The sequence below is a fragment of the Blautia obeum ATCC 29174 genome, assembly GCF_025147765.1.
Taxonomy (GTDB): domain Bacteria; phylum Bacillota; class Clostridia; order Lachnospirales; family Lachnospiraceae; genus Blautia_A; species Blautia_A obeum.
The window spans coordinates 2,791,134-2,815,088 of record NZ_CP102265.1 but is presented as its reverse complement, the minus strand read 5'-3'; the positions used below and the strand labels follow the sequence as shown (position 1 = coordinate 2,815,088).

Here is a 23,955-nt window from a genome sequence, read left to right as displayed (position 1 = left end):
AAAACATGACTTTTCCAGGAAGGTAGACCTATGAAAAGATCGAAAAGAATAGAGGTTTTGGATCATAGACCGGTCAACAAAGATGGATTCATCGATGAGTGGCCGGAAATGGGATTTGTGTCAATGCACAGCCCATACGATCCAAAACCTTCTGTAAAAATAGAAGATGGTATCATCACAGAACTGGACGGAAAGAAACGCGATGAGTTTGATTTCTTGGACCAGTTTATTGCTGATTATGCGATCCGTGCGGACCGGGCGGAAGCATTCATGGCAATTCCATCACTGGAGATTGCCAGAAAGATCGTGGACATTCATGTATCACGTAAAGAAATACTGGAAATCGTTTCCGGTATTACACCGGCCAAAATGGTTGAAGTAATTAATTATCTGAATGTTGTTGAGCTGATGATGGGTATGCAGAAAATGCGTGCCAGAAAAGTACCTGGAAATCAGGCCCATATCACGAACCTGAAAGATGATCCGGTACAGATCGCAGCAGATGCAGCAGAGGGAGCCCTTCGAGGTTTCAGTGAAGAAGAGACAACAATGGGTGTTGCCAGATACGCTCCGTTCAGTGCCATGGCACTTCTGATCGGATCCCAGACAGGTCGTCCGGGTGTCCTGACGCAGTGTTCTGCGGAAGAGGCAACGGAACTGGAACTTGGTATCCGAGGCCTGACAACGTATGCAGAAACACTTTCTGTATATGGTACCGAGAAAGTATTTATTGATGGTGATGACACCCCATATTCTAAAGCATTTCTGAATTCTGCTTATGCGTCAAGAGGTCTGAAGGTACGTTTTACCTCAGGTGCCGGATCTGAAGTCCTGATGGGAAGCAGTGAAAAGAAATCTATGCTTTATCTGGAATGCCGCTGCCTTTATGTTACAAAGGGCTGTGGAAGCCAGGGAATCCAGAATGGTTCAGTAAGCTGTATCGGTGTTGCTGCCGGTGTTCCGGCGGGTATCCGTGAAGTTATGGGAGAGAATCTGGTTGCAGCGCTTCTCGGACTCGAGTGTGCATCTTCCAATGACCAGAGTTTCTCAAACTCCGATATGAGAAGAACAGCAAGAACCATGCTGCAGTTTATGCCGGGAACAGACTTTATTTTCTCCGGATATGCAGCAGAACCAAACTACGACAATATGTTCGCGGGATCCAATTTTGATGCCGAGGACTTTGATGATTATAATGTTTTGCAGAGAGATATGCAGGTGGATGGCGGTCTTCGTCCTGTTACAGAGGAAGATGTCATCCGTGTTCGTCATGAAGCAGGCAAAGCTGTTCAGGCAGTCTTTAAATATCTGGGCCTTACAGAAGTGACAGATGAGCAGGTTGAAGCAGTTACCTATGCGCATGGAAGCAAAGATACACTCAAACGAGATGTGGCATCCGACCTTATGGCTGCAGATGACATGATGAAGAGAGGTATCACGGGAATTGATGTAGTCAAAGCGCTTGCGGAGAGCGGCTATACTGTTCTTGCAGACAATATTCTCAACATGTTGAAACAGAGAGTAATCGGTGATTATATGCAGACGGCAGCAATTCTGGATAAAAATTTCCAGGTAATGTCCGGAGTAAATACACCAAACGATTACATGGGACCGGGAACCGGTTATCGGGTTTCAGGTAAGCGTTGGGAGGAGATCAAAGCGATTCCTCACAGAATCAACGCAAATGATATTTAAGGAGGTGCACCATGGAAGTAAATGAGCAGCTGGTACGTGCCGTAACACAGGCAGTCGTTGTACAGCTTATGGCATCCGGTGCACAGCCTCAGAATGTGAGCAGTACACCGGCACCGGCAGGAACAGGAAGTTTTGCCGGAAAAACAAGAATGCGTCCGAAACATTCTTATGAAGGTGCGGTAAGGGCCTCAAAGGGCACTGATCCGAAAGAAGTTGTGATCGGAGTCGGCGCAGCATTCCAAACAGAGATCACCAAGACGATGAGTGGCATTCCACTGGAGGAAGTTCTTCGCAATATCTGTGCAGGAATCGAGGAAGAAGGTATGACATCAAGAGTTGTCAAAGTGCTGGATACCTCAGATGTAGGATTTATGGGACTGGAAGCAGCGAAGCTTTCCGGATCCGGAATCGGCATTGGTCTGCAGTCAAAAGGAACAACTGTCATCCATCAGAAAGATCTGTATCCACTGTCCAATCTGGAGCTTTTTCCACAGGCACCACTGATGGATCTGGATACCTATCGTAAGATTGGACGTAATGCTGCCAAATATGTAAAAGGCGAAAAGGTAACACCGATCGAATGTACCAACGATCCAATGGTACGTGCAAAATATCAGGTAAAAGCAGCACTTCTTCATATTATTGAGACAGAGCAGCTGGATCCGGAAAAAGGCATGATTGAATGGGAGGGTACAAAATGAGCAGCTATCCTTTAGGACAGAGTGAAGCGGATACCATTACTTCAAGAACCGGCAAAAAGCTTTCTCAGATCACGCTGGATGAAGTAAAAAAAGGAAATGTCACAGCCGATGACATTAAGATTTCCGCTGAAACATTAAAAAAACAGGGACAGGTTGCAAAGGAAGCAGATAACCCGACAATGGATGCAAATTTCCAGAGGGCAGCTGAACTTGTCAATGTACCTGATGATATTATTCTTGATATGTATAACAAACTGCGTCCGAATCGTTCAACCAAGAAAGAACTGATTCTGATGGCGCAGGAACTTCTTCAGAAATACAACGCTCCTCATTGCGCCAAACTGGTACTTGAGGCAGCAGAAATTTACGAAAAAAGGGGAATTCTTCGTTGAAACTGATTGCAGGTGTTGACATAGGAAATTCCACAACTGAAGTATGTATTGGAAGCGTAGGAGAGGATGGAAGTTTCCGTTTTCTCTCCAGTGCTTCACGTATTACCACGGGAACAAAGGGAACGCTTCCGAATGTTCACGGAATCAAGGCAGCTCTTGAGGAAGCCATGAGTGCGATTGGCATGCCACTGGAAAAGCTTGATCTGGTGAGGCTTAATGAGGCGGCTCCGGTCATTGGTGATACGGCGATGGAAACGATTACAGAGACGATTATCACAGAATCTTCTATGATCGGCCATAACCCATCCACGCCGGCTGGTGCAGGTGAGGCAGTGGGCAGGCTTCTTTTCATAGAAAATATGGACAGAGGTATGCAGAATACACCATATATTCTGGTTGCATCCTCACAATTTTCTTACGAAGAAGTAGCTGCGAAGCTGAATCAGTATGAAGAGAGACTGGATATCCGTGGACTGATTCTTCAGGCAGATGAGGCAGTCCTTGTTGAGAACAGATTAAACAAAAAAATCCCGATCGTCGATGAAGTAAGACATATCGACAAGGTGCCGGAGGAGAAACTGGCAGCAATTGAGGTCGCACTTCCGGGTACGAGTATCCGGATGCTTTCCAATCCATATGGAATTGCGACACTTCTGGGACTGGATGCAGATGAGACAAGAGCAGTCACACCGATTGCAAAAAGTCTGATTGGCAAAAGAAGTGCTGTTGTGATCCGAACTCCGAACGGGAACATAAAAGAGAATATTCTTCCTGCAGGTGAAATTGTTTTTCATGGACAGCAGGAATTATCCATAAATATAGATCGAGGCGCTGACGAGATCATGGACAGACTGGCAGAAGCCGGAGAAATCCGGGATATCGATGGTCAGCCCAATACAAATGTAGGAAATATGCTGACGCGTATCCGGACAAGTATGGCGGATGTCGCAGAATCTGAGAATCACGATGTGCGGATCACAGATATTCTTGCTGTTGACACACTTGCTCCTGTAGAAATTTCCGGTGCACTTGCCGGAGAAACCTGCATGGAAAAAGCGGTTGGTATTGCAGCAATGGTCAAAACTGCGCATCTTCCAATGCAAAAGATCGCAGAGCGGTTGGAACAGGAACTTCACATCCGAGCAGTTGTTGCCGGTGTAGAAGCTGTTATGGCATCCCTTGGAGCCATGACGACTCCTGGAACAAAACTTCCGCTTGCTATTCTGGATATGGGAGGCGGTTCTACCGATGCAGCAGTTCTGGAATCGGATGGCAGAGTACGTACTACACATCAGGCTGGTGCCGGTGAACTGGTAACTATGCTGATCCAGACAGAGCTGGGACTTAAAAGTCGGACAACGGCCGAACAGATCAAGAAATATCCGATGGGAAAAGTGGAAAGTCTTTTTCATTTACGGCTGGAAAATGGAGCTATGCAGTTCTTCGAGGAATCCATTGATCCAAGATATTATGGACATGTAGTTTTGCTGGCACCGGATGAAATGCTCCGTATTGAAGAAGATATTCCTATGGAGCGGATTCTGGAAGTACGAAGAGATGCCAAACGCAAAGTCTTTGTACGAAATGCAATTCGTGCGCTTCGTCAGGTCGCACCGGAGCATGATCTTCGCTCTATTCCGAATGTGGTACTGGTAGGTGGTTCAGCCGAAGATTTTGAGATACCGGAAATGCTGATGCAGGCACTTTCTGAATACCGTATTGTATGCGGACGCGGAAACATCCGCGGAACAGAAGGGCCGAGAAATGCAGTTGCAACGGGCCTGCTTTTGTCTTATATCGGAAGTACCCAGGAGGGATAAACGTGGTTGTAAATAAACCGACGATCATTATTTATACACAGGAAGCTGATTCAGATCTTCTTCACGAGGTCTGTTCAGGAATTGAAGAAGAGGGGCTGTTGTTTGAAGTGCATGAAAAATCCGGGGAGCTGGATGAACTGGCTCATGCGGCAGCAGAAGATTCCATGCTTGGATCGGGGATCGGAATGAGTGGTCAGAGGATTGCCATGCAGATGAGACGGCTTCCAAAAGGACATAACGTATTTGAACTGAATGCACCACGTTTCTGGCAGTGCCGGAATCTGGGGGCAAACAGTGCAAGAGCAGTTAAAAAGATGCCATTTAAAGCAATTTACAGGGGAGAATAACCTGTTGCATATTTTATTTTTCGAGAGTAAAATAGTTACCAGTAAACAATACAGGAGATGCCAAGATGAACATTTATACAAAAGGCGGTGACAAGGGAACGACAAGCCTTGTCCATACAAAAAATGTCTCCAAGTCAGATGACCGCATTCAGCTGGTGGGAACCATTGATGAACTGACCAGCCATCTGGGCCTGGTTAAGACCATGCTGAAGGATGAAGACACGATACAGTTTCTGGAGAAAATCCAGCGTACACTGATCACGGTCATGGCAGGGGTGGCAGATCCTTACAAGAGAGACTACAGGATTGACGACGTTAAAACAGAATATCTGGAAGACGAGATCAACCGGATGGAAGGCCTTTTTCAGAGACCGAAGGAATTTATCCTGCCGGGCAAATGTCGTCTGTCTGCTGAAATGGATGTAGCCAGAACGGTAGCAAGAAGGGCTGAGAGAGCACTTGCAACAGTCAGTGTGAAATTCGGAGCGGACAACGGAGCTAAGAAATATATGAACCGGCTGGCAGATTATCTTTATATACTTGCCAGATATACCGATGCAAAGATGGAGGAAATGTCTGCTGAAGAGGTGGATAAACCGACAGAAAAAACATCGGACGGTGGAAAAGATGAGGTCAGAACCATGCCAGAGAACCAGAATCAGACAGGAGCAGTCAATGAAGCTGTGATCCAGGAAGTTTTAAAGAGAATGGGCATTCAGGGAAGAATTACACTTGCCAGTGCCAAGCGTCTGATCGAGAAGATCGAACAGGAAGCAGAACGTCGCGGTAAGAAGGCTGTTATTGCAGTCTGTGGACCGGATGGAAATCCAATCGCCGTCCATGTAATGGATGGAGCGTTTCTTGTAAGCTTTGATGTGGCAACTAAGAAAGCCTATACATCTGTTGCGGTCAAGATGTCCACAAAAGAATTAAGCGTTCTGGCTCAGCCTGGTGGAACTTTCTATGGCGTAGACAAGATGGATAATGGCAAGATCGTAATCTTTGGCGGTGGAGTTCCACTTAAAGTGGGTGATACCATCATCGGCGGACTGGGAATCAGCGGTGGTACCGGTGAAGAAGATCACAGCCTTGCAGAATATGGATTATCTGTACTGAATGAGGTACTGTAATACAACTGTTTTAAATGTGATAATAAAAAAAGAGCTTTGAAGATTCGCGCAGGTGTGAGTCTTCAGAGCTCTTTTTCTATGCTATGCTTTTTTATATTTCCCGGGAGTGATCCCCTTATATTTTTTGAATGTCCGGATAAAATAGCTCAGATCGTTGAAACCATTTCGATATGCGATCTCCGTGATCGAGTCATCAGTGGTGGAAAGCTGATAACAGGCCTGTTCGATCCGCTGGTGATTCAGATAATCCATTGGAGTCTGATGTGTCATCTCGGAAAAGAAACGACAGAAGTATTTCGGTGACATGGATACAGAGGCAGAAAGCTGCTGCAGTGTCAGTGGAGAAGCATAATTGTGCTCGATGAAATCCAGGACCTGCTTCAGCTGCAGGATTCGTTTGTAATCGCGGCGTGCGCGTGTGACACTCTCCAGATAGTAATGATTACCAAAAATCAGACCAAAAAAGTGGTAAAATTGTCCAAGCACAGACAGCTCATAACCAGAAGGTTTCTTCCATAATGCGTCAAAAAGACTGTTTACAGTTGCACAAATGTCCACATATTTCGGAGTGAAATGATGATAGATCAAAATCTCCTGATGAATGATCTTCTGCATGTATCCGGCGCAGACTGAATTATTTTTGAGAAAAGTGTTTCCATCAAAGACGATACACTGATAGACACAATCCTCAGGAATTCCACTGTGGAGGATTCCACTATGCACAAAAATGATATCTCCGGCAGTAGCAGTAAAACTTTTTTCGTCTAAAGTGACAGTGAGTGAGCCATCCAGAATACGAATAATCTCATATTCGACATGCCAGTGATAGGACATCACGTAGCGGGGATGATTGTGGTCGATATGATGAAATTCAAATGGAAAATCATAAGTTCCTCTTAAACGGTCCTCGTTGCGGTCCAGATCGTGCAAAATAAGTGCCTCCTTATCATAAGTTCACAGATTTTTTACAAAATAATTAAAAAAAGTGAATATTGTACTGTTTTTTGCTATTATAACACAAGTAATTAACGTTTGGCAATTGTATACTATGAAATATAGGAAACAACGAGATTTTTTAGTAAAAACTTCTCGTATAATAAAGTACTTAATTAAATGGAGGTAATGAATCATGGCAAAGAGCAGATTAGTAGGCAGCTATCCGGTTATCGGTATCAGACCAACAATCGATGGACGTAGAGGAGCACTCGATGTCAGAGGATCTCTTGAAGAGCAGACAATGAACATGGCTAAATCCGCTGCAAAACTTTTCGAGGAAAATCTGAGATATTCCAACGGCGAGCCAGTTAAAGTTGTTATTGCTGATACAACAATCGGACGTGTAGGTGAAAGTGCTGCATGTGCTGACAAATTCCGTAAAGAAGGCGTTGACATTACACTTACAGTTACACCATGCTGGTGCTATGGCGCAGAAACAATGGATATGGATCCTCAGACAATCAAAGCTGTATGGGGCTTCAATGGAACAGAAAGACCAGGAGCAGTTTACCTTGCTTCCGTACTTGCTACACATGCACAGAAAGGTCTTCCGGCATTCGGTATCTATGGACATGATGTTCAGGAAGCTGATGACACATCTATCCCGGCAGACGTTGAAGAAAAATTACTCAGATTCGGACGTGCAGCAGTTGCAGCAGCTTCCATGAGAGGAAAATCATATCTGCAGATCGGTTCCGTTACAATGGGTATCGGTGGATCTATCATTGATTCCGATTTCATCGAATCCTATCTTGGAATGCGTGTTGAATCCGTTGATGAGGTTGAGATCATCCGTCGTATGACAGAAGGTATCTACGATCACGCAGAATTCGAAAAAGCTCTCAAATGGGCGAAAGAAACATGTAAGATTGGTTGGGACAAGAACCCTGAAGAACTGCAGTTCTCACCAGAAAAGAAAGAAGAGCAGTTTGAATTTGTAGTTAAGATGGCAGTTATCATCAAAGAACTGATGAACGGCTGTGATAACCTTGATCCTGCATTCTCCGAAGAAGCAATCGGACACAACGCTCTGGCAGCTGGTTTCCAGGGACAGAGACAGTGGACAGACTTCTATCCAAACGGTGACTTCGCAGAAGCTATGCTGAACACATCCTTCGACTGGAACGGAGCTCGTGAGCCATACATCCTCGCTACAGAGAATGATGTTCTCAATGGCCTTGGAATGATGTTCATGAAACTCCTTACAAACAGAGCTCAGATCTTCGCTGACGTTCGTACATACTGGAGCCCGGAAGCTGTTAAGAAAGCTACAGGATATGACCTTGAAGGTGTTGCAAAAGAAGCTGGCGGATTCCTTCACCTGATCAACTCCGGTGCTGCATGCCTCGATGCTAACGGCGAAGCTAAAGATGAAAACGGCAATGCTGTTATGAAACAGTGGTGGGATATCACAGAAGAAGACCAGAAAGCAATCATGGATAACACAGAATGGTGTATGGCCGACAACGGATACTTCCGTGGAGGCGGATACTCCAGCCGTTACGAAACAAAAGCTCAGATGCCTGCAACTATGATCCGTCTGAACCTTGTCAAAGGACTTGGACCGGTTCTGCAGATCGCTGAAGGATGGACAGTAGCTCTTCCGGCAGAAGTATCTGACAAACTCTGGAAACGTACAGACTACACATGGCCATGCACATGGTTCGCTCCAAGATGCGATGGCAAAGAAGGACCGTTCAAGACAGCTTATGATGTAATGAACAACTGGGGAGCTAACCACGGTGCTATCTCCTATGGACATATCGGAGCTGACCTGATCACAATGTGCTCTATGCTTCGTATCCCGGTATCCATGCACAACGTTCCGGAAAAAGATATTTATCGTCCGGCAGCATGGAATGCATTCGGAATGGACAAAGAAGGTGCAGATTTCCGCGCTTGCAAGAACTACGGACCTCTGTACAAATAATGAAACTGGCTTTTCTCAAAAGTGCCATGATGTAAGCAAAGACCTCGGAGATAACTCCGGGGTCTTTGTACTTTCCGTAAATTATGTCGAAAAACTTCCGCTTTTTGTTGATTTTTACATTTTTTTATGACAAAAAAAGATTATCATTATAACGGTACTGTGGTATGATGGTTTACGAAATACAGGAAAACACGCGAGTGAAGGGGATAAAAAGAAAATGAAAAAACTGACGAAAAGTTTTCTGGTTATGATACTGGGACTTCTGATGAGCGTCAATGTCATGGCAGATGTACAGACGGGTAAGACAGAACCGGATTATCCGACAGACTATTATATGATCGTAGAATCAAAGGCAGGAGGAATCGATATTTATTCACAGCCGGATCTGGAATCTACGAGGCTGAATGATGAGCAGATTCCGAATGGAACGGCGCTTCATATAGAAGGAGAAGTAGAGGATACCGAGAATAACCGTACGTGGGGATACACAGAATATCATGGCATGTATGGATACGCCCCGCTTGACGAGTGCAGGCCGGCGGATTCCAGAAAAGAAGCAATTGATTCTGAACTTTATATCGCAGGTAAGGATTATGTGAATTACAATGCTGATTATGATGTAAAGGCAGATGCAGAAGGAGGTTTCCAGAAGCTTTATCAGGGACCTGGAACAAAATATGGAGAAGTTCCGGGAGTGCGCGATATTGAAAATGGCGAGACTCTTCATATCACACAGGATGCAGAAATGGTAGATGGAAGTCACTGGGGAGTGACTACGGTTGACGGAACAGAAGGCTGGGTAGATCTGGAGAAAACAGAAGAATGGAAGAAGGAACACCCGGATACTGTAGAGGAGAGTGTGGATGCGGTGGCAGAAGTGAGTGTAACACCAACCGAAGTAGCTAAAGCGACCGAGACACCGACACCAACTGAGGCCGCAGAAGCAACAGAGACACCAGCCCCGACAGAGACTGCAGAAGCGACCGAGACACCAACACCGACAATTACAGAAGAAGCAGATGAAGCTGAAAATACAGAAAAAGACTCCAAAGAGCCTGAAGCAGAAAACACTGACACAAAGGACATCCGCGAGGCGTCCGGGCAGAATGTAAAAGCTGCAAAAACAAAATGGTATCAGAATCCGTTCACATGGATTATCGGAATTGCAGTACTTGCAGTGATTGGATTGCTGGTCTATCATAATAAGAAGAAATAAAATAATAAGAAGATTAAAATGAACGCAAGGCGAAGGACAGGGAATATTCTGGAAAGATATCCCCTGTCTTTTTCTGTGCAAAAGAGTTCTTGACAAAGCACAGAAGAAATACATGAAGAGCCTGAAAAGATGAAAATATACATGAAATTGAGAAAAATCAATGAGAATGACGCATTGATGAATAGAAGTGAATATGAGATGAAGCAGCGCTTAGCTCGGTAAAATTAAATTTGGATCAGGATCTGGAGAAAGTTCCGGCCGTTTTTTCTGATTATGTAGATAAACTTTCAGCATATTCTGTGACTCTGGTGTATTCGGACGGATCAGAAAAGTTGTTGGATGGAGAAGATTCGAATTACAGTCTGACGGTTACCTATGAAGATTTGAAGGATGAGGAGCAAAACATTCACAAAATCTGTCATGCTGTTGTGAAGGAAGTCCCAACAGGAAAAGAATTTGAAGATACGCAGGAGATCATTCTGGGAAGGGCTGCACCGGATGAAATCAGTACAGAGGCGATGACAACCCTGATTCTGCAGGGTAAAAAGAAATGGCTCATCGTTCAGTCAACTCCGAGTGTCAGCGGCAGTTATGCACTGAACAGTGACAGGACAATAAATAATATATGGTATAAATCGGAGAACGGAGAGATCATTTGCACGGAGGATATTCTGAAACTTCAGAAGGATACGACCTATCAGTTTCTGATTACACTGAAATAAGAAAACAGCAAAAAGGAACAGGGAAGATGAAATTTCATCTTCCCTGTTCCTTTTTGCTGTTTAAAACTTTTTAATTTTTACCGTCCGGGATTTCTTCCAGAGTATTTTTTTGTATGCCTTGTATTTCTTTCGTGGAACGCATACGGTCATCTTGCTGGTGGACTGGTCGATCTTGGAGGAAACCTTCTTAAGCTTTAAGCTTTTGATCGTGATCGTGCATCCCTTTTTGACTCCGCGGAAAGCTCCGGAGTTTATCTGTGTCAGGCCGGTTCCGATGGTAACCTTTTTGAGCTTCTTGCACTTATAGAAAGCATTCTTGCCGATCACGGAGACGTTGTTTCCGATGGAAACAGTGGTGAGCCGTGATTTGTTTTTGAAGGCATTAGCCCAGACTGAGGTGACGCGATAGGTGATTCCTTTGTAACGGATTATTGAAGGAATGCTGGCCCTGGTGATCCTTTTGTTTGTTGTTCCATAGCAGGTAACTGCCTGTTTTCCGACAACCCGGTAAATCAGCCTTGCAGATGAAACATAGGTGAAATTCCACTGGGCATAAAGTGTGAGATTCTGGTTTAATTGTATTTTCTGCCCCGGACTGTAGCTCTTTCCCCGTCCATCGGAGCGGGTATTCCATCCGGCAAAAAATCTGGTTTTACAATATGGTGCATTTCCAACTGTAATAGTCTGTTTTTCCTGTGCGGAAGATGCAGAAGGCATATTTCCGACCCCAAGACTGCTGTTTTTATTGTAATTAATCCGATGACTTACAGGAGTCGGTGTTGGTGTCATGGTAGGAGTCGGTTCCGGTGTATCCGGTGTGTCATCTGGAATTTCAATTTCCGGAGTTATTTCTGGACTAACTGCCGGTGTTACTGCCGGAGAAACAATCGGTGTTTCATCCGGGTCAGGATCAGGAGTTACGACTGTCGAAGTACTCAGGGTTCTGGTATGTGCCTTAATGGAGAAACAATACTCGGATTTGGCTGCATCTGTCCATCTTTTTCCATCTGCGGAATAAAAACTTTGATTTGCATCAATACCGGCAACTGTTGTAAACCAGGAACTGCTGCTGCTTGTTTTTTCCAGATAATATCTCTGAGAACCGTTCGGAATTTGAAGAACAACAGAGTAGAGAGTTCCCGGTGGAATCTTCACCGGCTTCTCAAGCCGAATGGTCTGGATTCCGGCAAAGGCCTGCGTATATTCCATTGGTGTGGCATAAGCAGGAGTGCCGCTTGTCGGATCAGAAGGATTCGTCAGATCGGTATAAATCTGAATCTGAAAATCAGTATTATCCTGTGGAACTGCAGTAACGATCTCACCGAGCTCTTCATCTTTTCCTTTTCCGGCGGTTGCCTTAAAAATATTGGAAGCATAGTATCCATTGGAAATACCTGGAAAGACAACGGTTCCTGCGGAAGCACCATCATAAAAATAATTATTATTATATTCTTCTGAAGTTGATGCAGTATTGCAGACCAGGTTGGAAAAGGTTGCATTGTCATAGGCCATATAGAAATAGCCTTTGTCACCGAAGCCTGTGCCATAGCTGTTTTTGACAATCCATGCACCGTTTCTGCTCGGCTTGGGACCATCTATAAAGTTTTCTTTCTTATAGTTGTCATCCCATCCCACAATTGTCACAGCATGATTGACCATCTGTTTACCATTAGAGGAAAGTTTAGGAACAGCCTGGTAATAGGCTGCGGTATTGACAGTATAATTCTGAAGATTCCAGTACATCATCGCCGATACAGATTTATATTCGCTTAAAAGCAGTTTTACACGGTCTTCATCGTATTCCGAAAAGACAGCATCCTCCATATATGCAGCACTGTCGTATGCAAGATCTTCCGGCCAGGTTTTGGTTGTGGAAGAGAAAGGTACCTTTTCTTCGGTGGTCATACCGGACCAGGTGCTTAAGAAGAAGGAAGCCACCTGACCATTTCCGGTTCCGTGATAATCAGCATTGGTTCTTGTGATCTTGTCGTTGGGAGTATTAGCAAGAGGATCATTTACGCGATTGGCCCAGAAATAAGCAAGATGCTCTTCTGAGAGATCATAATATCCGAGTCCTCTTGAAAGAAGAGAGGTCTCAATATTTGAGGTAAGACTGAAATCCCAGCAGAGGCTGGTCGAACTCTGATTTTTTACGGGTGTGACAAGCCCTTCTTTTGCCGAGTTGTATTCTTCTGGATAAAGTGCATAGGGTACAATATCCAGATCACTGGTGACTTCATCCGTTACAGGCATATCGGTAAGTTCCGGGATCATGGCGAGCTGGGCTTCACGTTCTCCATCTGTCATTGGACGCCCGAGAACATAATCCAGTTCGCTGTCAATGTCAGTAACTGTCCCGTCTGAGAAAACTTCCTGGCTGTCATCACTGCTAAAATCGTCAGATTCATTTTCTTTATCAGAATTGGCTGCCGCAATAGAGGAACCTTCCTCGTCTGTAGATACATCGGAATCTGTTGCATCAATGGACAGATTCGTATCCTCTGAAGCCACTGTGTCATCTGAAGCAGCCATATCAGCTGCTGAATCAGAATCAACTGTCAGATCAGAACCATCGTCTTCGGCTGATAATTCAACATTGCTGTACTCGCCGGCATAAACGGGAATTCCTCCGAAAAGGAGCGAGCCAGTAAGAAGCAGTGCAAGGACTCGTCTGTTTTTAGGTGATTTATGGTAATGCATAATAACCTCCGATTTTAAAAACGTTTATAGCTGCACTTGAAAACAGATTTTTTTTATCATAACACATATGAGAATAAAAGCAACCGGATGAAAACAGAAAGTTGACATAAAAATACCCTGAAGATTCGAAAATCTCCAGGGCAGCTTAGGAAAAAAGATGGCCGATGATTATTTGTTGATAACAACACCTTTCTGCAGCATAACATTTGCATACAGAGCTTTTTCGCTTGTAGAAATGATGCAGTAAGCTGTTTTGGCTTCATCATAGAATGCAAAACGTTCGATGTTTCCTACTACAGCATCTCCTCTGTCATCATATTTACGGATGATCTCTTTGTAGGTATCCCAGATCGGGGTTTCTACATCGTCACCAGGCATTACTTCCATCAGGTTAACCGGATGTTCTACATAAGTATCCAGTGGGAAAACTTTCAGGATCGCTTCCAGAATTTCCGGAACACCATGTCCGTCACAGCGGATGGTAATCGCATTTTTACCCATAGATTCAACCGGGAAGTTACCGTCTGCGATAACAAGACGATCGCTGTGTCCCATTTCACATAATACCTTTAATAATTCAGGTGATAAGATTTCAGGAATTCCTTTTAACATATCTTTATGCCTCCGTTCAAATTTTTACTGAATTATGGCATATCTCGCACAGAGACAGCCTCTATATAAAGAATGTACCTGCATTTATGATACTTTGCAAGAGAATATTTTCCGATAAAAGATGAATATTTTACACTGTTTTGAAGAAATTGAAAAGTGAATATTTTATGGTTGACAGAATCAGAGAACAGAGGTATGATTGGCTCAAACGGAAACGTTTCGGTTTTGTAAATGTTATCCGGCATTACAGAAACAGTAAGAACAAAAATCATACATATATTATGAGGAGGAAAATCATTATGCCACTTGTTACATCAAAAGAAATGCTGTCCAAAGCTCAGAAAGGCGGTTATGCAGTAGGTGCATTTAACGCAGAGAACATGGAGATGGTCAAAGCAATCATCCAGGCAGCAGAAGAACTCAAAGCACCTGTTATGATCCAGACTACACCATCTACAGTTAAATACGGTACCGTAGATACCTATGCGGCAATCGTTGCAGCAGAAGCAAAGAAAGCATCTGTTCCGGTATGCCTTCATCTGGACCATGGCAGCAGCTTTGAGCTTGCTATGCAGGCAATGCATGCAGGATATACTTCTGTTATGATCGATGGATCCAAACTGGATTTTGAAGCAAACATCGCAGAGACCAAACGTGTGGCAGATGTAGCAAAAGCACTTGATATTCCATGCGAAGCAGAACTTGGTAAGGTCGGCGGTAAAGAAGATGATCTGGAAGCAGAGGCAGACACCAACACAGATCCACAGGAAGCAAAAGAATTCGTAGAGCGTACAGGAGTTACATCTCTTGCAGTTGCAATCGGAACTGCACATGGTTTCTATGTGGGAACACCGGTTCTCGACAAAGAACGTCTCAGTGAGATTCGTGAAGTTGTAGACATTCCGCTGGTTCTCCATGGCGCATCCGGACTCAGCGATGAAGATGTTATGGATTGTGTAAAACGTGGTATCTGCAAAGTAAACTTTGCTACAGAACTTCGGGCAGCATATTCTAAGGCAGTGAAAGAACTTCTTGCAGAAAAACCGGATACCATTGATCCAAAGGCATATGGTAAGACAGCTATTGCAGCGGTGAAGGAACTGGTTATGGCAAGAATGAAAGTCTGCGGATGTGACGGAAAAGCAGAATAAATAAAAAAGTATGAGAACCATGATTCAGTACACAGAAATATCAGTGGAAACAGAAGGCAGTGAGACATAATGGCGGCAACAATGAAAGACATCGCCAGACGGACTGGCCTTGGTCTGGCTACGATTTCTTCGTATTTTAATGGCGGTAACGTCCGAGAGAAAAACAGAATAAAGATTGAAGAAGCCATCGAGGAACTTCATTATGAAGTCAATGAAGTTGCCAGGGGGCTGAAGACGAATGCGACCAAAACGATAGGTGTTGTGATTCCAGAGTTGAATAATACATTCTGTGCTGAAATTATAACGGGTATGGAAGATGTCCTTCGAAGTCATGGCTATGCCACGATCGTCTGTGACTGTCGAACCGATAAGAAACTGGAACGGGAGGCAATAGAGTTCCTGATCCGCAGGCGGGTTGACGGGGTTATTAATATGCCGGTCGATGAAGAAGGAAATCATCTGAAGAAATTTCAGAGGACAGGAAAACCAATCGTTCTGATTGACCGTAAGATACAGGGAATTTCCTGTGACAGTGTGTTGGTGGACAATAAAAAAGCTGCGGAGGATGCAGTACGACAGTTTATAGAAAGAGGCCATCGCTATATCGGGATCATCGGTGGACCGAAGGGGATTTTTACTGCACAGGAACGTATGGCCGGATATTACAGAGCATTGGAAAAGGCCGGAATTCCGGTCAGAGAGTCCCTGATCTGTCATGGAGATTATACGATTCAGGGCGGTGTACGGAGTCTGGAGGAACTGGTGCAGAAAAATCCGGATATGACAGCGGTGTTTGTGACCAACTACGAAATGACAATGGGGGCCATGATCGGAGTAAATGAACTTGGAATACAGATACCGGAACAGCTTTCTGTGATTGGTTTTGACAATCTGCAGTTTGCGAGGGCATGTAACCCAAAGCTGACGATCGTATCACAGCCAACGGATGGAATTGCCAGAGAAGTGGCAAGAATCATGCTGGAACATCTGGAAAATGGCAAAAAAGAATCAGAAGAGTTTTTTACAGAAAAACTGCAGACAGAAATCATAGAAGGCAAGTCTGTAAATACTTTAAAATGATACAGAGAGAACAGATCGGAGTGTCAGCTGAAGAGAAGAAAATTCGGATATTTCGGAAAATGGGAGCAGCAAAATGAAAAAATCATATTTACTTGGAATTGACATCGGAACAAGTGCCTGTAAGGTTGCTGTATTTGACAGAGAAGGCAGAGTCCTTGCAGCAGCAAATGGTGCTTATCCGGTATATTATCCGCATGAGGGATGGGCAGAGCAGAATCCTGAAGAATGGTGGAGCGCAGTCTGCCAGGCAACAGAGGAAACGATACAGAAAGCCGGAATCGCACCGGAAGAAATCGCCGGAGTGGGAATTGACGGACAGAGCTGGTCGGCAATTGCAATAGATCAGGAAGGAAAAGTCCTTACGAATACTCCGATCTGGATGGATACCAGAGCACAGGCTATTTGTGACAGACTGAACCAGAAGGTTGGGGCTGATAAGATTTTTAAGATATCAGGAAATTCCCTTCAGCCGTCTTATTCTACAGCAAAGATCATCTGGTACAGAGAAAATAAGCCGGAAGTTTACGAGAAAATCTATAAGATCCTTCAGTCGAACAGTTATATCGCATTTAAACTGACAGATGCGATCACACAGGATGTTTCTCAGGGTTATGGATTACATTGTTTTGATATGAAAAAAGGATGCTGGGATGAAGAGATGTGTGAACAGCTTGGAATTCCGATGGGATTCCTTCCGGAAATATGTGACTGTGATCATGTGGTAGGCACTGTCACCGCGAAGGCAGCAGCAGAGTGTGGACTTGCCGAGGGAACACCGGTTGTTGCCGGTGGACTTGATGCTGCATGCGGAACGCTTGGAGCTGGTGTGATCCATACAGGAGAAACACAGGAACAGGGAGGACAGGCCGGGGGAATGAGCATTTGTACAGATGAGTACAAAGCTGATCCAAGGTTGATCCTCAGTTATCATGTTGTTCCGGGCAAGTGGCTCCTTCAGGGAGGAACTACCGGAGGCGGTGGAGTCATGCGCTGGTTTGAACATGAATTTGCAGACTATGAGCGTATGATGAAAGAAGAGACAGGAACTTCATCACTGGATCAGCTTAATGAAATCGCAGAAAAAGTAGCCCCGGGATGTGATGGAATGGTATTTCTTCCATATATGTCCGGAGAGCGCTCACCAATCTGGAATCCGTATGCAAAAGGTGTTTTCTACGGCCTGGATTTTGCCAAGACCAAGGGACATATGGTGCGTGCCTGTATGGAAGGAGTGGCTCTTTCCCTGAGACATAACCTGGAAGTTGCAGAGGAAGCCGGAGCGGAGGCAGAAGTTCTGAGAGCCATGGGTGGATCTGCGAATTCTTTACTCTGGACACAGATTAAATCCGATATTACAGGTAAACCGATCGTTGTTCCGGCATCTGATACGGCTACGACACTTGGAGCAGCAATCCTTGCAGGCGTAGGAGTTGGATTCTATAAGGATTATGATGAGGCAGTTTCACTTACTGTCAAAGAAACCCGCCGTCATGAACCGAGTCCGGAGAACAAAGCCATCTACGACCAGACTTACCAGACATACCTTGAACTCTATAAGTCCCTGGCCCACATGATGACCGCGAAATAAAAATGATATATTTGTCTGTCTTGGGAGACAGATAACTCATCACCAATAGAAGGTCCCCACACAGGACAGCCTACATATATAAACAGTATGAGAAACTATCACCAATAGAATGTCCCCACACAGGACATCTTACATATTTAAACAACCAGGAGAGAACAACCTTATTCACTCCCTTCCGTCTTGAATAAAATGGCTTACATTCATCCAATGCAGGGGGAGTCTGAGGGGGCGACGCTCGTCCCCCTCGGGATTCATTTCACTACCAAGTGGGATTCCTCCACTTTCAAGTGAAAGAAAAGGCTTTTCCCTCCTTTCACGAAAGGAGAAAATATATATTATGAAAGCAGCAGTAGTAGTTGCAAATGAAGATGTACAGTATCAGGAAGTCGAAGAACCAAAAGTAACCAAAGGAACTGTAAAAATCAAAGTCAGATACTCTGGTATCTGTGGTTCTGACATTCCTCGTGTTCTCAATCACGGAGTTCATTTTTATCCAATTGTTCTGGGACATGAATTTTCCGGTGATGTGGTAGAAGTTGGCGAAGGCGTAACCAAAGTTAAAGTTGGGGATCGTGTATCCGGTGCTCCACTTCTTCCGTGCATGAAATGTGACGATTGTCAGAAGGGTAACTTCTCTCTTTGCAAACATTACAGCTTTATTGGTTCCAGACAGCAGGGCAGCAATGCAGATTATGTAGTAGTTCCGGAGCAGAATGCAGTTCCGTTTGATAAAACAGTTCCGTATGAGCAGGGCGCTATGTTTGAACCTGCAACAGTTGCAATCCATGGGGTATTCCAGAATGATTATCATGGTGGAGAATATGTTGCGATCCTTGGTGGCGGTACAGTCGGAATGTTCACTATGCAGTGGACAAAGATCTTCGGTTCCAAAAAAGTTGTTGTATTTGATATCAGTGATGAACGTCTTGCACTTGCAAAACGTCTTGGTGCAGATGAAGTCATCAATACAAAAGAAGAAGGATATATGGAAAAAGCCATGGCTATTACAGGCGGAAAAGGATATGGTTTCGTATTTGAGACAGCCGGACAGGTTCCGACCATGCATATGGCATTTGAACTGGCTGCAAACAAAGCTCATGTATGCTTCATCGGAACACCGCATGAGAATCTGACCTTTACACCAAAACAGTGGGAAAATATGAACCGTAAAGAATTCAAACTGACAGGTTCATGGATGTCTTACAGTGCACCATTCCCGGGACGTGAATGGGATCTGACCGCGCATTATTTTGCAACCGGTCAGCTGAAATTTGATCCGGGCTTCATTTATAAGAAGATTCCGATGAGCCAGGCACAGGAAGCATTCCAGTTATTTAAGACACCGGGGCTTGTAAAAGGTAAGATCCTGTTATCAAACGAGGAAGAATAAAATGATACTGACAGTAACATTAAATGCTGCAATCGATAAACGATATGTAGTCGATGATTTTAAAGTAGGCGAAGTAAACCGTGTCCGGGAATGTTCTTACGTTCCCGGAGGCAAAGGTCTCAATGTATCCAAGCCGGCATCTATTTATGGTGCGAAAGTCGTAGCAACCGGATTTGTAGGTGGCCACGCAGGAAACTATATTGAAGATGCTCTGAAACCGTTTGGAATCAAAGGTGAGTTTTATCATGTAGATGCGGAAAGCAGATCCTGCATCAATATCTGGGATGAAGTGAATCATGTCCAGACAGAATTTCTGGAACCGGGATTTACGTTGACTGAAGAAGATTTCCAGGGATTCGAAAAGAAATTTACAGAGCTTGTTAAGGATGCAGATGTTGTTTCCATGTCCGGAAGTGTACCGAAGGGTCTTGATGGAACTGCATATCAGAGACTGGTCAAAATTGTAAAAGAAGCCGGCAAACCGGTGATCCTTGATACCAGTGGCAAACTGCTTGAAATGGGAATCAAAGCATGTCCGACACTGATAAAACCAAATATTGATGAGATTCGTATGCTGACGGGCACACACTGTGATGATATTCAGGATATCATTGATGCAGCTAAGACAATCCATGCAAACGGAGTGGAAATCGTAGTAGTTTCCCTTGGAGCAGATGGTTCTCTTGCTGTTGGTGAAGAGGGAATTTTCCGGGCAATCGTTCCAAAGATTGATGCAGTAAATACCGTAGGATGTGGTGATTCCATGATCGCTGGATTTGCACTTGGTTTAAGCGAGGGCCTTTCTCTGGAAGAAACTTTAAGAAGAGCAAGTGCGATCTCAGCCGCTGCGGCAATGCGTGAAGAAACGGGATTTTTTGTAATGGAAGATATGGAAAAACTGCTTCCGCAGATTGTTATACAAAAACTATATAATTAAAATCCAGGAGGAAACAAAAATGGCAGAATTTATTGATCCGGCAATCGTGCCGAAGGTAACACTTCCGTCAGGAGAAGAAGTTCCATGTATGGGTATGGGAACCTTTGGTTCTGACAGAGTAAGCGCTGAAGATGTTTCGGCAGCAGTTGCAGGTGCAATCCGCAGCGGATATCGTATGTTTGACTGTGCAGCATGCTACGGAAATGAACATCAGATAGGTGAGGTTTTCAAAACAGCTTTTGATGAAGGTGTCGTAGAAAGAAAAGATCTTTTTATCATGACAAAAGTATGGAATGACATGCACAGAAAGGTCGAAGAAGCCTGCACAAAGAGTATTCAGGATCTTCAGTGCGATTATGTAGATCTGTATTTCATTCACTGGCCATTCCCGAACTATCATGCACCATTCTGTGATGTAGATTCCAGAAATCCAGATTCCAGACCATTCAGCGTAGAAGAATTCATGGATACATATCGTCAGTGTGAAGAACTGGTAGAAAAAGGAAAAATCCGTTATATTGGTATTTCCAATATGACCATCCCGAAACTGGAAGCGGTTCTTCCTTTAATGAAAATCAAACCGGCAGCCTGTGAACTGGAACTTCATCCATGCTTCCAGCAGCAGGAACAGTATGATTATCTTGTTGCTCATAATATCCAGCCGGTAGGCTATATGCCACTTGGTTCACCGAGAAGACCGGAAAGAGATATCTGTCCGGAAGATGTTGCGGATATGCAGACACCGGAAATGCAGGAAATTGCCAAAGCACACGGTGTTCATCCTGCACTGATCGCTCTGAAATGGGCTCATCAGAGAGGTGAGATTTCTATTCCATTCTCTGTACATAATTATGTAAGTAATCTGAAGTGTGTGACAGAAGATCCGTTGACAGAAGAAGAAATGGCCAAGATTGGAACACTGGAAAGAGGAAACCGTCTGGTTAAAGGCCAGGTATTCCTGTGGGAAGGTGCAAAGGATTGGCATGATCTGTGGGATGAAGAGGGATTTATTGTTAAGTAAGGGAACTGTCCTTAGACCCGTCAATCATTTTGACAATTGAAAAACTTTGCGAGGGGAGGGCGCTCGCAGTTGCGAAGGCCGCTCTCCCCTTACTCTGCCTTCACGATCTGTTGCCGGTACGCGATCGGTGGAACTCCGACCAGCTTCTTAAATACCGTGATAAAATAATTATAATCACTGAAACCACACTTATAGGCAATCTCAGCAAGTGACAGATCCGTCTGCTCCGCCAGAAGCTGTCTTGCCCGGTCAATCCGCAGTTTCCGGATATATTCCGCGATGCCCATTCCATAATTCTGCCGGGCGATTTCATAAATCTTCGTTTTTCCAATGTGAAAATGCTGTGCAATCGACACCGCGTCGATTCTTTCAGTGTAGTGTGACTGAATATATTCATCAATCTGTACTGGAAGTTCCTGCTGATGCATCGAAACCATACGGTCCATACAAAGATAAGATGCGACCGCTTTCATAATATGCGAAGCGGAATCAATATATTCTTCCGAAAGGTTTGGAAGCTTCCGGCAGCATTTCTCAAGCTCATCAAAAGAAATTCCATAATCTGCACATCTCTCACGGATCACTTTCCAACCCTCGTCATAACTTGTATACGAAAAAACATGTCCGAACAGAAGATAACCGATCACAATGTTTCCCATACGGATCGGGATGATACTCTCTGTAAGCCCGGCATGACAGTGATAAGTATAAGAAGAAGTACGACGCGAAGCAATATCACAGGCATGGCGGTCACACAGATGACATTTCATGGCACAGCCGGGTGTCTGGCGGATCAGCTTACAGAAATCTGCGATCTCATCCGGATAAGAAGTCAGTTCACGAAAAGAGTCATCAAAAACAGTGATGCGGATTTTTGTGAGCTGATAAAAGTCTTTTAACAAAGAATGCAATTTGGCAATATCAAAGCTGGATATCATTTTCAGAAAATCCTTTCTATGTTCATATCTAATTCGAAATCATATGGAAATCATATCACAAATGCGAACAAAATCAAAGTAAGTAGAACAAAAGTCTATATAAAAGAAAAAGAAAATCCACTAAAATAAACACAGAAAATGAAAAAAACACTCAAGAAGAAACAAGGAGGATATAGATATGAGCAAAAAAATGACATTTGCATTGGCATTTTGTAACCGAGGATTTATGCCAGGCGAGCTGATCTACGGAGCAAGAGAGGATATGATCAAAGCTGTAACGGACGCAGGATATGATTATATCGCAATGGATGCAGACCTGACAAGATACGGCGGAATCGAGACAAGAGACGAAGGCCTTCTCTATGCAAAATGGCTCAAAGAGCACGAAGGACAGTATGACGGCGTTATCTTCTCTATGCCAATCTTTGCAGATGAGAATGGTGCGATCACAGCACTTCAGGATGCAGGCGTTCCGATCCTGATGCAGGCATATCCGGATGAAATCGGCAAGATGGATTTTGCACACAGACGTGATGCATTCTGCGGTAAATTTTCTGTAACAGATGTATTTACTCAGTATCAGGTTCCATTTACAGTATTAAAACCACATGTAGTTCATCCGCTTTCTGAGAAATTCCAGGAGAACTTAAGAGATTTTGCTGCTATCTGCCGAGTTGTTAACGGTATGAAACGCTTTACGATCGGATGCATCGGAGCAAGAACTACAGCATTCAAGACTACACGTTTTGATGAGATTGGTTTACAGAAAAATGGTATTACGGTAGAAGCATTTGACCTTTCTGAGGTATTCTATAAAGTAAACGCAAAAGAAGATAACGATCCGGCCGTACTGGCTAAAAAAGAACGCCTTGAGAACTATACAGATTTCTCAAATGTTCCGGAAGACAAGAAGATTATGCTTTCCAAGATCTCCGTTGTTATTGATGAATATGTTGAAGAGTACCATCTGGATGCACTTGCAATCCGTTGCTGGAATGAAATGGAAACAATCCTTCGCGTATGTCCATGCGTACTCCTTTCTGAACTGAATGACCGTGGAATCGCAACATCCTGCGAGATCGATCTGACATCTGCAATCTCCATGCGTGCAATGCAGCTGGCAAGCGAACAGCCGACAGCAGTACTTGACTGGAACAACAACTACGGCGATGCAGAAGATAAACTGATTCTTTTCCACTGTGGATCCTGTGCACAGAGTCTGATGACAAAGAAAGGAACCGTTACATCCCACAAGATGTTTGACAAAGGTGATCCGGGAAGTGGCTGGGGAACCAACGAAGGAAGAATTCGTCCATTCAAGACAACAATTTCTAACTGCCTGACAGTAGACGGTAAGATCAAAATCTATGCATCTGAAGCAGAATTTACCGATGATCCGATCGAGGATGCATACTTTGGATGCGCCGGTGTATGCCAGATCCCGAATATGGAAGACAAGATGATCCGTCTGGCAAGAGGTGGATTTAAACATCATACATGTGTAGGTGTCGGACATATGAAAGACATCTTAAAAGAAGCATTTACTACATATCTGGGATATGAATGGGTAGATATTGACTAGGAGCGAA

The 23,955-nt window shown here is 44.1% G+C and carries 20 protein-coding genes; 16 read left to right on the top strand and 4 right to left on the bottom strand.

Annotation, left to right across the window (positions count from 1 at the left end; genetic code table 11):
* Nucleotides 1–30 precede the first annotated feature (30 nt).
* The 6 genes from NQ503_RS13590 to NQ503_RS13565 all read left to right on the top strand — a co-directional run bounded on the left by NQ503_RS13590 (nt 31) and on the right by NQ503_RS13565 (nt 6,085).
* The gene (locus tag NQ503_RS13590) at nt 31–1,695 is read left to right on the top strand and encodes a propanediol/glycerol family dehydratase large subunit (protein WP_005427708.1); all 1,665 of its coding nucleotides are present in this window, start codon (nt 31–33) and stop codon (nt 1,693–1,695) included.
* Nucleotides 1,696–1,706: 11 nt separating this feature from the next.
* Nucleotides 1,707–2,396, top strand: coding sequence for a propanediol/glycerol family dehydratase medium subunit (locus tag NQ503_RS13585; RefSeq protein WP_005427705.1), 690 nt, complete (start codon nt 1,707–1,709; stop codon nt 2,394–2,396).
* Nucleotides 2,393–2,788 carry a diol dehydratase small subunit gene (locus NQ503_RS13580; protein ID WP_005427704.1) on the top strand — a complete coding sequence of 132 codons (396 nt, stop codon included), beginning with the start codon at nt 2,393–2,395 and terminating at the stop codon, nt 2,786–2,788. Before NQ503_RS13585 ends, NQ503_RS13580 begins: the two co-directional genes overlap by 4 nt.
* Complete coding sequence (locus tag NQ503_RS13575) at nt 2,785–4,608, top strand: diol dehydratase reactivase subunit alpha (protein ID WP_044926181.1); 1,824 nt, start codon at nt 2,785–2,787, stop codon at nt 4,606–4,608. The genes NQ503_RS13580 and NQ503_RS13575 overlap by 4 nt, the downstream gene beginning before the upstream one ends.
* Nucleotides 4,609–4,610: 2 nt before the next feature.
* Nucleotides 4,611–4,955, top strand: coding sequence for a glycerol dehydratase reactivase beta/small subunit family protein (locus tag NQ503_RS13570; RefSeq protein WP_044926179.1), 345 nt, complete (start codon nt 4,611–4,613; stop codon nt 4,953–4,955).
* Nucleotides 4,956–5,020: 65 nt separating this feature from the next.
* The gene (locus NQ503_RS13565; protein ID WP_005427701.1) at nt 5,021–6,085 is read left to right on the top strand and encodes a cob(I)yrinic acid a,c-diamide adenosyltransferase; all 1,065 of its coding nucleotides are present in this window, start codon (nt 5,021–5,023) and stop codon (nt 6,083–6,085) included.
* Nucleotides 6,086–6,166: 81 nt separating this feature from the next.
* On the opposite strand, the gene NQ503_RS13560 is transcribed toward NQ503_RS13565, so the two are convergent.
* Nucleotides 6,167–7,015: an AraC family transcriptional regulator gene (locus tag NQ503_RS13560; protein ID WP_022388775.1), complete on the bottom strand. Its 849-nt coding sequence runs from the start codon at nt 7,013–7,015 to the stop codon at nt 6,167–6,169.
* Nucleotides 7,016–7,214: 199 nt separating this feature from the next.
* Here NQ503_RS13560 and NQ503_RS13555 point away from each other — a divergent pair, with 199 nt between their 5' ends.
* The 3 genes from NQ503_RS13555 to NQ503_RS13545 all read left to right on the top strand — a co-directional run bounded on the left by NQ503_RS13555 (nt 7,215) and on the right by NQ503_RS13545 (nt 10,949).
* Nucleotides 7,215–9,011 carry an L-fucose isomerase gene (locus NQ503_RS13555; RefSeq protein WP_005427699.1) on the top strand — a complete coding sequence of 599 codons (1,797 nt, stop codon included), beginning with the start codon at nt 7,215–7,217 and terminating at the stop codon, nt 9,009–9,011.
* 217 nt (nt 9,012–9,228) lie between these two features.
* Nucleotides 9,229–10,227 carry a hypothetical protein gene (locus tag NQ503_RS13550; protein ID WP_005427697.1) on the top strand — a complete coding sequence of 333 codons (999 nt, stop codon included), beginning with the start codon at nt 9,229–9,231 and terminating at the stop codon, nt 10,225–10,227.
* A 230-nt stretch (nt 10,228–10,457) separates the two neighbouring features.
* Nucleotides 10,458–10,949 carry a hypothetical protein gene (locus NQ503_RS13545; RefSeq protein WP_044926177.1) on the top strand — a complete coding sequence of 164 codons (492 nt, stop codon included), beginning with the start codon at nt 10,458–10,460 and terminating at the stop codon, nt 10,947–10,949.
* Nucleotides 10,950–11,009: 60 nt separating this feature from the next.
* Here the strand turns inward: NQ503_RS13545 and NQ503_RS13540 are convergent, their stop codons facing one another.
* Nucleotides 11,010–13,649, bottom strand: a complete 2,640-nt coding sequence (locus NQ503_RS13540; protein WP_256147374.1) for a C1 family peptidase — start codon at nt 13,647–13,649, stop codon at nt 11,010–11,012.
* A 168-nt stretch (nt 13,650–13,817) separates the two neighbouring features.
* The gene (locus tag NQ503_RS13535; RefSeq protein ID WP_005427685.1) at nt 13,818–14,261 is read right to left on the bottom strand and encodes an RbsD/FucU family protein; all 444 of its coding nucleotides are present in this window, start codon (nt 14,259–14,261) and stop codon (nt 13,818–13,820) included.
* Between the two features lie 299 nt (nt 14,262–14,560).
* Between NQ503_RS13535 and NQ503_RS13530 the strand changes: the two genes are divergently transcribed.
* The 6 genes from NQ503_RS13530 (at nt 14,561) to NQ503_RS13505 (ending at nt 21,428) form a co-directional block, all read left to right on the top strand.
* On the top strand, nt 14,561–15,412 hold the full coding sequence (locus tag NQ503_RS13530) for a class II fructose-bisphosphate aldolase (protein WP_044926287.1): 852 nt from the start codon (nt 14,561–14,563) through the stop codon (nt 15,410–15,412).
* Between the two features lie 69 nt (nt 15,413–15,481).
* The gene (locus tag NQ503_RS13525) at nt 15,482–16,492 is read left to right on the top strand and encodes a LacI family DNA-binding transcriptional regulator (RefSeq protein ID WP_005427676.1); all 1,011 of its coding nucleotides are present in this window, start codon (nt 15,482–15,484) and stop codon (nt 16,490–16,492) included.
* Between the two features lie 73 nt (nt 16,493–16,565).
* Entirely contained in the window at nt 16,566–18,080 is a 1,515-nt protein-coding gene (gene xylB, locus NQ503_RS13520; RefSeq protein ID WP_005427674.1) for a xylulokinase, read from the top strand.
* A gap of 337 nt (nt 18,081–18,417) precedes the next feature.
* Complete coding sequence (locus NQ503_RS13515) at nt 18,418–19,470, top strand: galactitol-1-phosphate 5-dehydrogenase (RefSeq protein ID WP_005427672.1); 1,053 nt, start codon at nt 18,418–18,420, stop codon at nt 19,468–19,470.
* Between the two features lies 1 nt (nt 19,471).
* The gene (gene pfkB / locus NQ503_RS13510) at nt 19,472–20,407 is read left to right on the top strand and encodes a 1-phosphofructokinase (RefSeq protein WP_005427671.1); all 936 of its coding nucleotides are present in this window, start codon (nt 19,472–19,474) and stop codon (nt 20,405–20,407) included.
* Nucleotides 20,408–20,426: 19 nt separating this feature from the next.
* A complete protein-coding gene (locus NQ503_RS13505; RefSeq protein ID WP_005427670.1) occupies nt 20,427–21,428 on the top strand; it encodes an aldo/keto reductase in 1,002 nt (333 codons plus the stop codon).
* Between the two features lie 89 nt (nt 21,429–21,517).
* On the opposite strand, the gene NQ503_RS13500 is transcribed toward NQ503_RS13505, so the two are convergent.
* Nucleotides 21,518–22,366, bottom strand: a complete 849-nt coding sequence (locus NQ503_RS13500; protein WP_022387944.1) for a PocR ligand-binding domain-containing protein — start codon at nt 22,364–22,366, stop codon at nt 21,518–21,520.
* Nucleotides 22,367–22,544: 178 nt separating this feature from the next.
* Between NQ503_RS13500 and NQ503_RS13495 the strand changes: the two genes are divergently transcribed.
* Nucleotides 22,545–23,948: an L-fucose/L-arabinose isomerase family protein gene (locus NQ503_RS13495; protein WP_005427666.1), complete on the top strand. Its 1,404-nt coding sequence runs from the start codon at nt 22,545–22,547 to the stop codon at nt 23,946–23,948.
* The last annotated feature ends 7 nt before the right edge of the window (nt 23,949–23,955 follow it).

Bases quoted from the DNA above. Each gene is read 5' to 3' on its own strand.
- NQ503_RS13590 (WP_005427708.1), top strand. From the start codon at position 31: ATGAAAAGATCGAAAAGAATAGAGGTTTTGGATCATAGACCGGTCAAC.
- NQ503_RS13585 (WP_005427705.1), top strand. From the start codon at position 1,707: ATGGAAGTAAATGAGCAGCTGGTACGTGCCGTAACACAGGCAGTCGTT.
- NQ503_RS13580 (WP_005427704.1), top strand. From the start codon at position 2,393: ATGAGCAGCTATCCTTTAGGACAGAGTGAAGCGGATACCATTACTTCA.
- NQ503_RS13565 (WP_005427701.1), top strand. From the start codon at position 5,021: ATGAACATTTATACAAAAGGCGGTGACAAGGGAACGACAAGCCTTGTC.
- NQ503_RS13555 (WP_005427699.1), top strand. From the start codon at position 7,215: ATGGCAAAGAGCAGATTAGTAGGCAGCTATCCGGTTATCGGTATCAGA.
- NQ503_RS13550 (WP_005427697.1), top strand. From the start codon at position 9,229: ATGAAAAAACTGACGAAAAGTTTTCTGGTTATGATACTGGGACTTCTG.
- NQ503_RS13540 (WP_256147374.1), bottom strand. From the start codon at position 13,649: ATGCATTACCATAAATCACCTAAAAACAGACGAGTCCTTGCACTGCTT.
- NQ503_RS13535 (WP_005427685.1), bottom strand. From the start codon at position 14,261: ATGTTAAAAGGAATTCCTGAAATCTTATCACCTGAATTATTAAAGGTA.
- NQ503_RS13530 (WP_044926287.1), top strand. From the start codon at position 14,561: ATGCCACTTGTTACATCAAAAGAAATGCTGTCCAAAGCTCAGAAAGGC.
- NQ503_RS13525 (WP_005427676.1), top strand. From the start codon at position 15,482: ATGGCGGCAACAATGAAAGACATCGCCAGACGGACTGGCCTTGGTCTG.
- xylB (WP_005427674.1), top strand. From the start codon at position 16,566: ATGAAAAAATCATATTTACTTGGAATTGACATCGGAACAAGTGCCTGT.
- NQ503_RS13515 (WP_005427672.1), top strand. From the start codon at position 18,418: ATGAAAGCAGCAGTAGTAGTTGCAAATGAAGATGTACAGTATCAGGAA.
- pfkB (WP_005427671.1), top strand. From the start codon at position 19,472: ATGATACTGACAGTAACATTAAATGCTGCAATCGATAAACGATATGTA.
- NQ503_RS13505 (WP_005427670.1), top strand. From the start codon at position 20,427: ATGGCAGAATTTATTGATCCGGCAATCGTGCCGAAGGTAACACTTCCG.
- NQ503_RS13500 (WP_022387944.1), bottom strand. From the start codon at position 22,366: ATGATATCCAGCTTTGATATTGCCAAATTGCATTCTTTGTTAAAAGAC.
- NQ503_RS13495 (WP_005427666.1), top strand. From the start codon at position 22,545: ATGAGCAAAAAAATGACATTTGCATTGGCATTTTGTAACCGAGGATTT.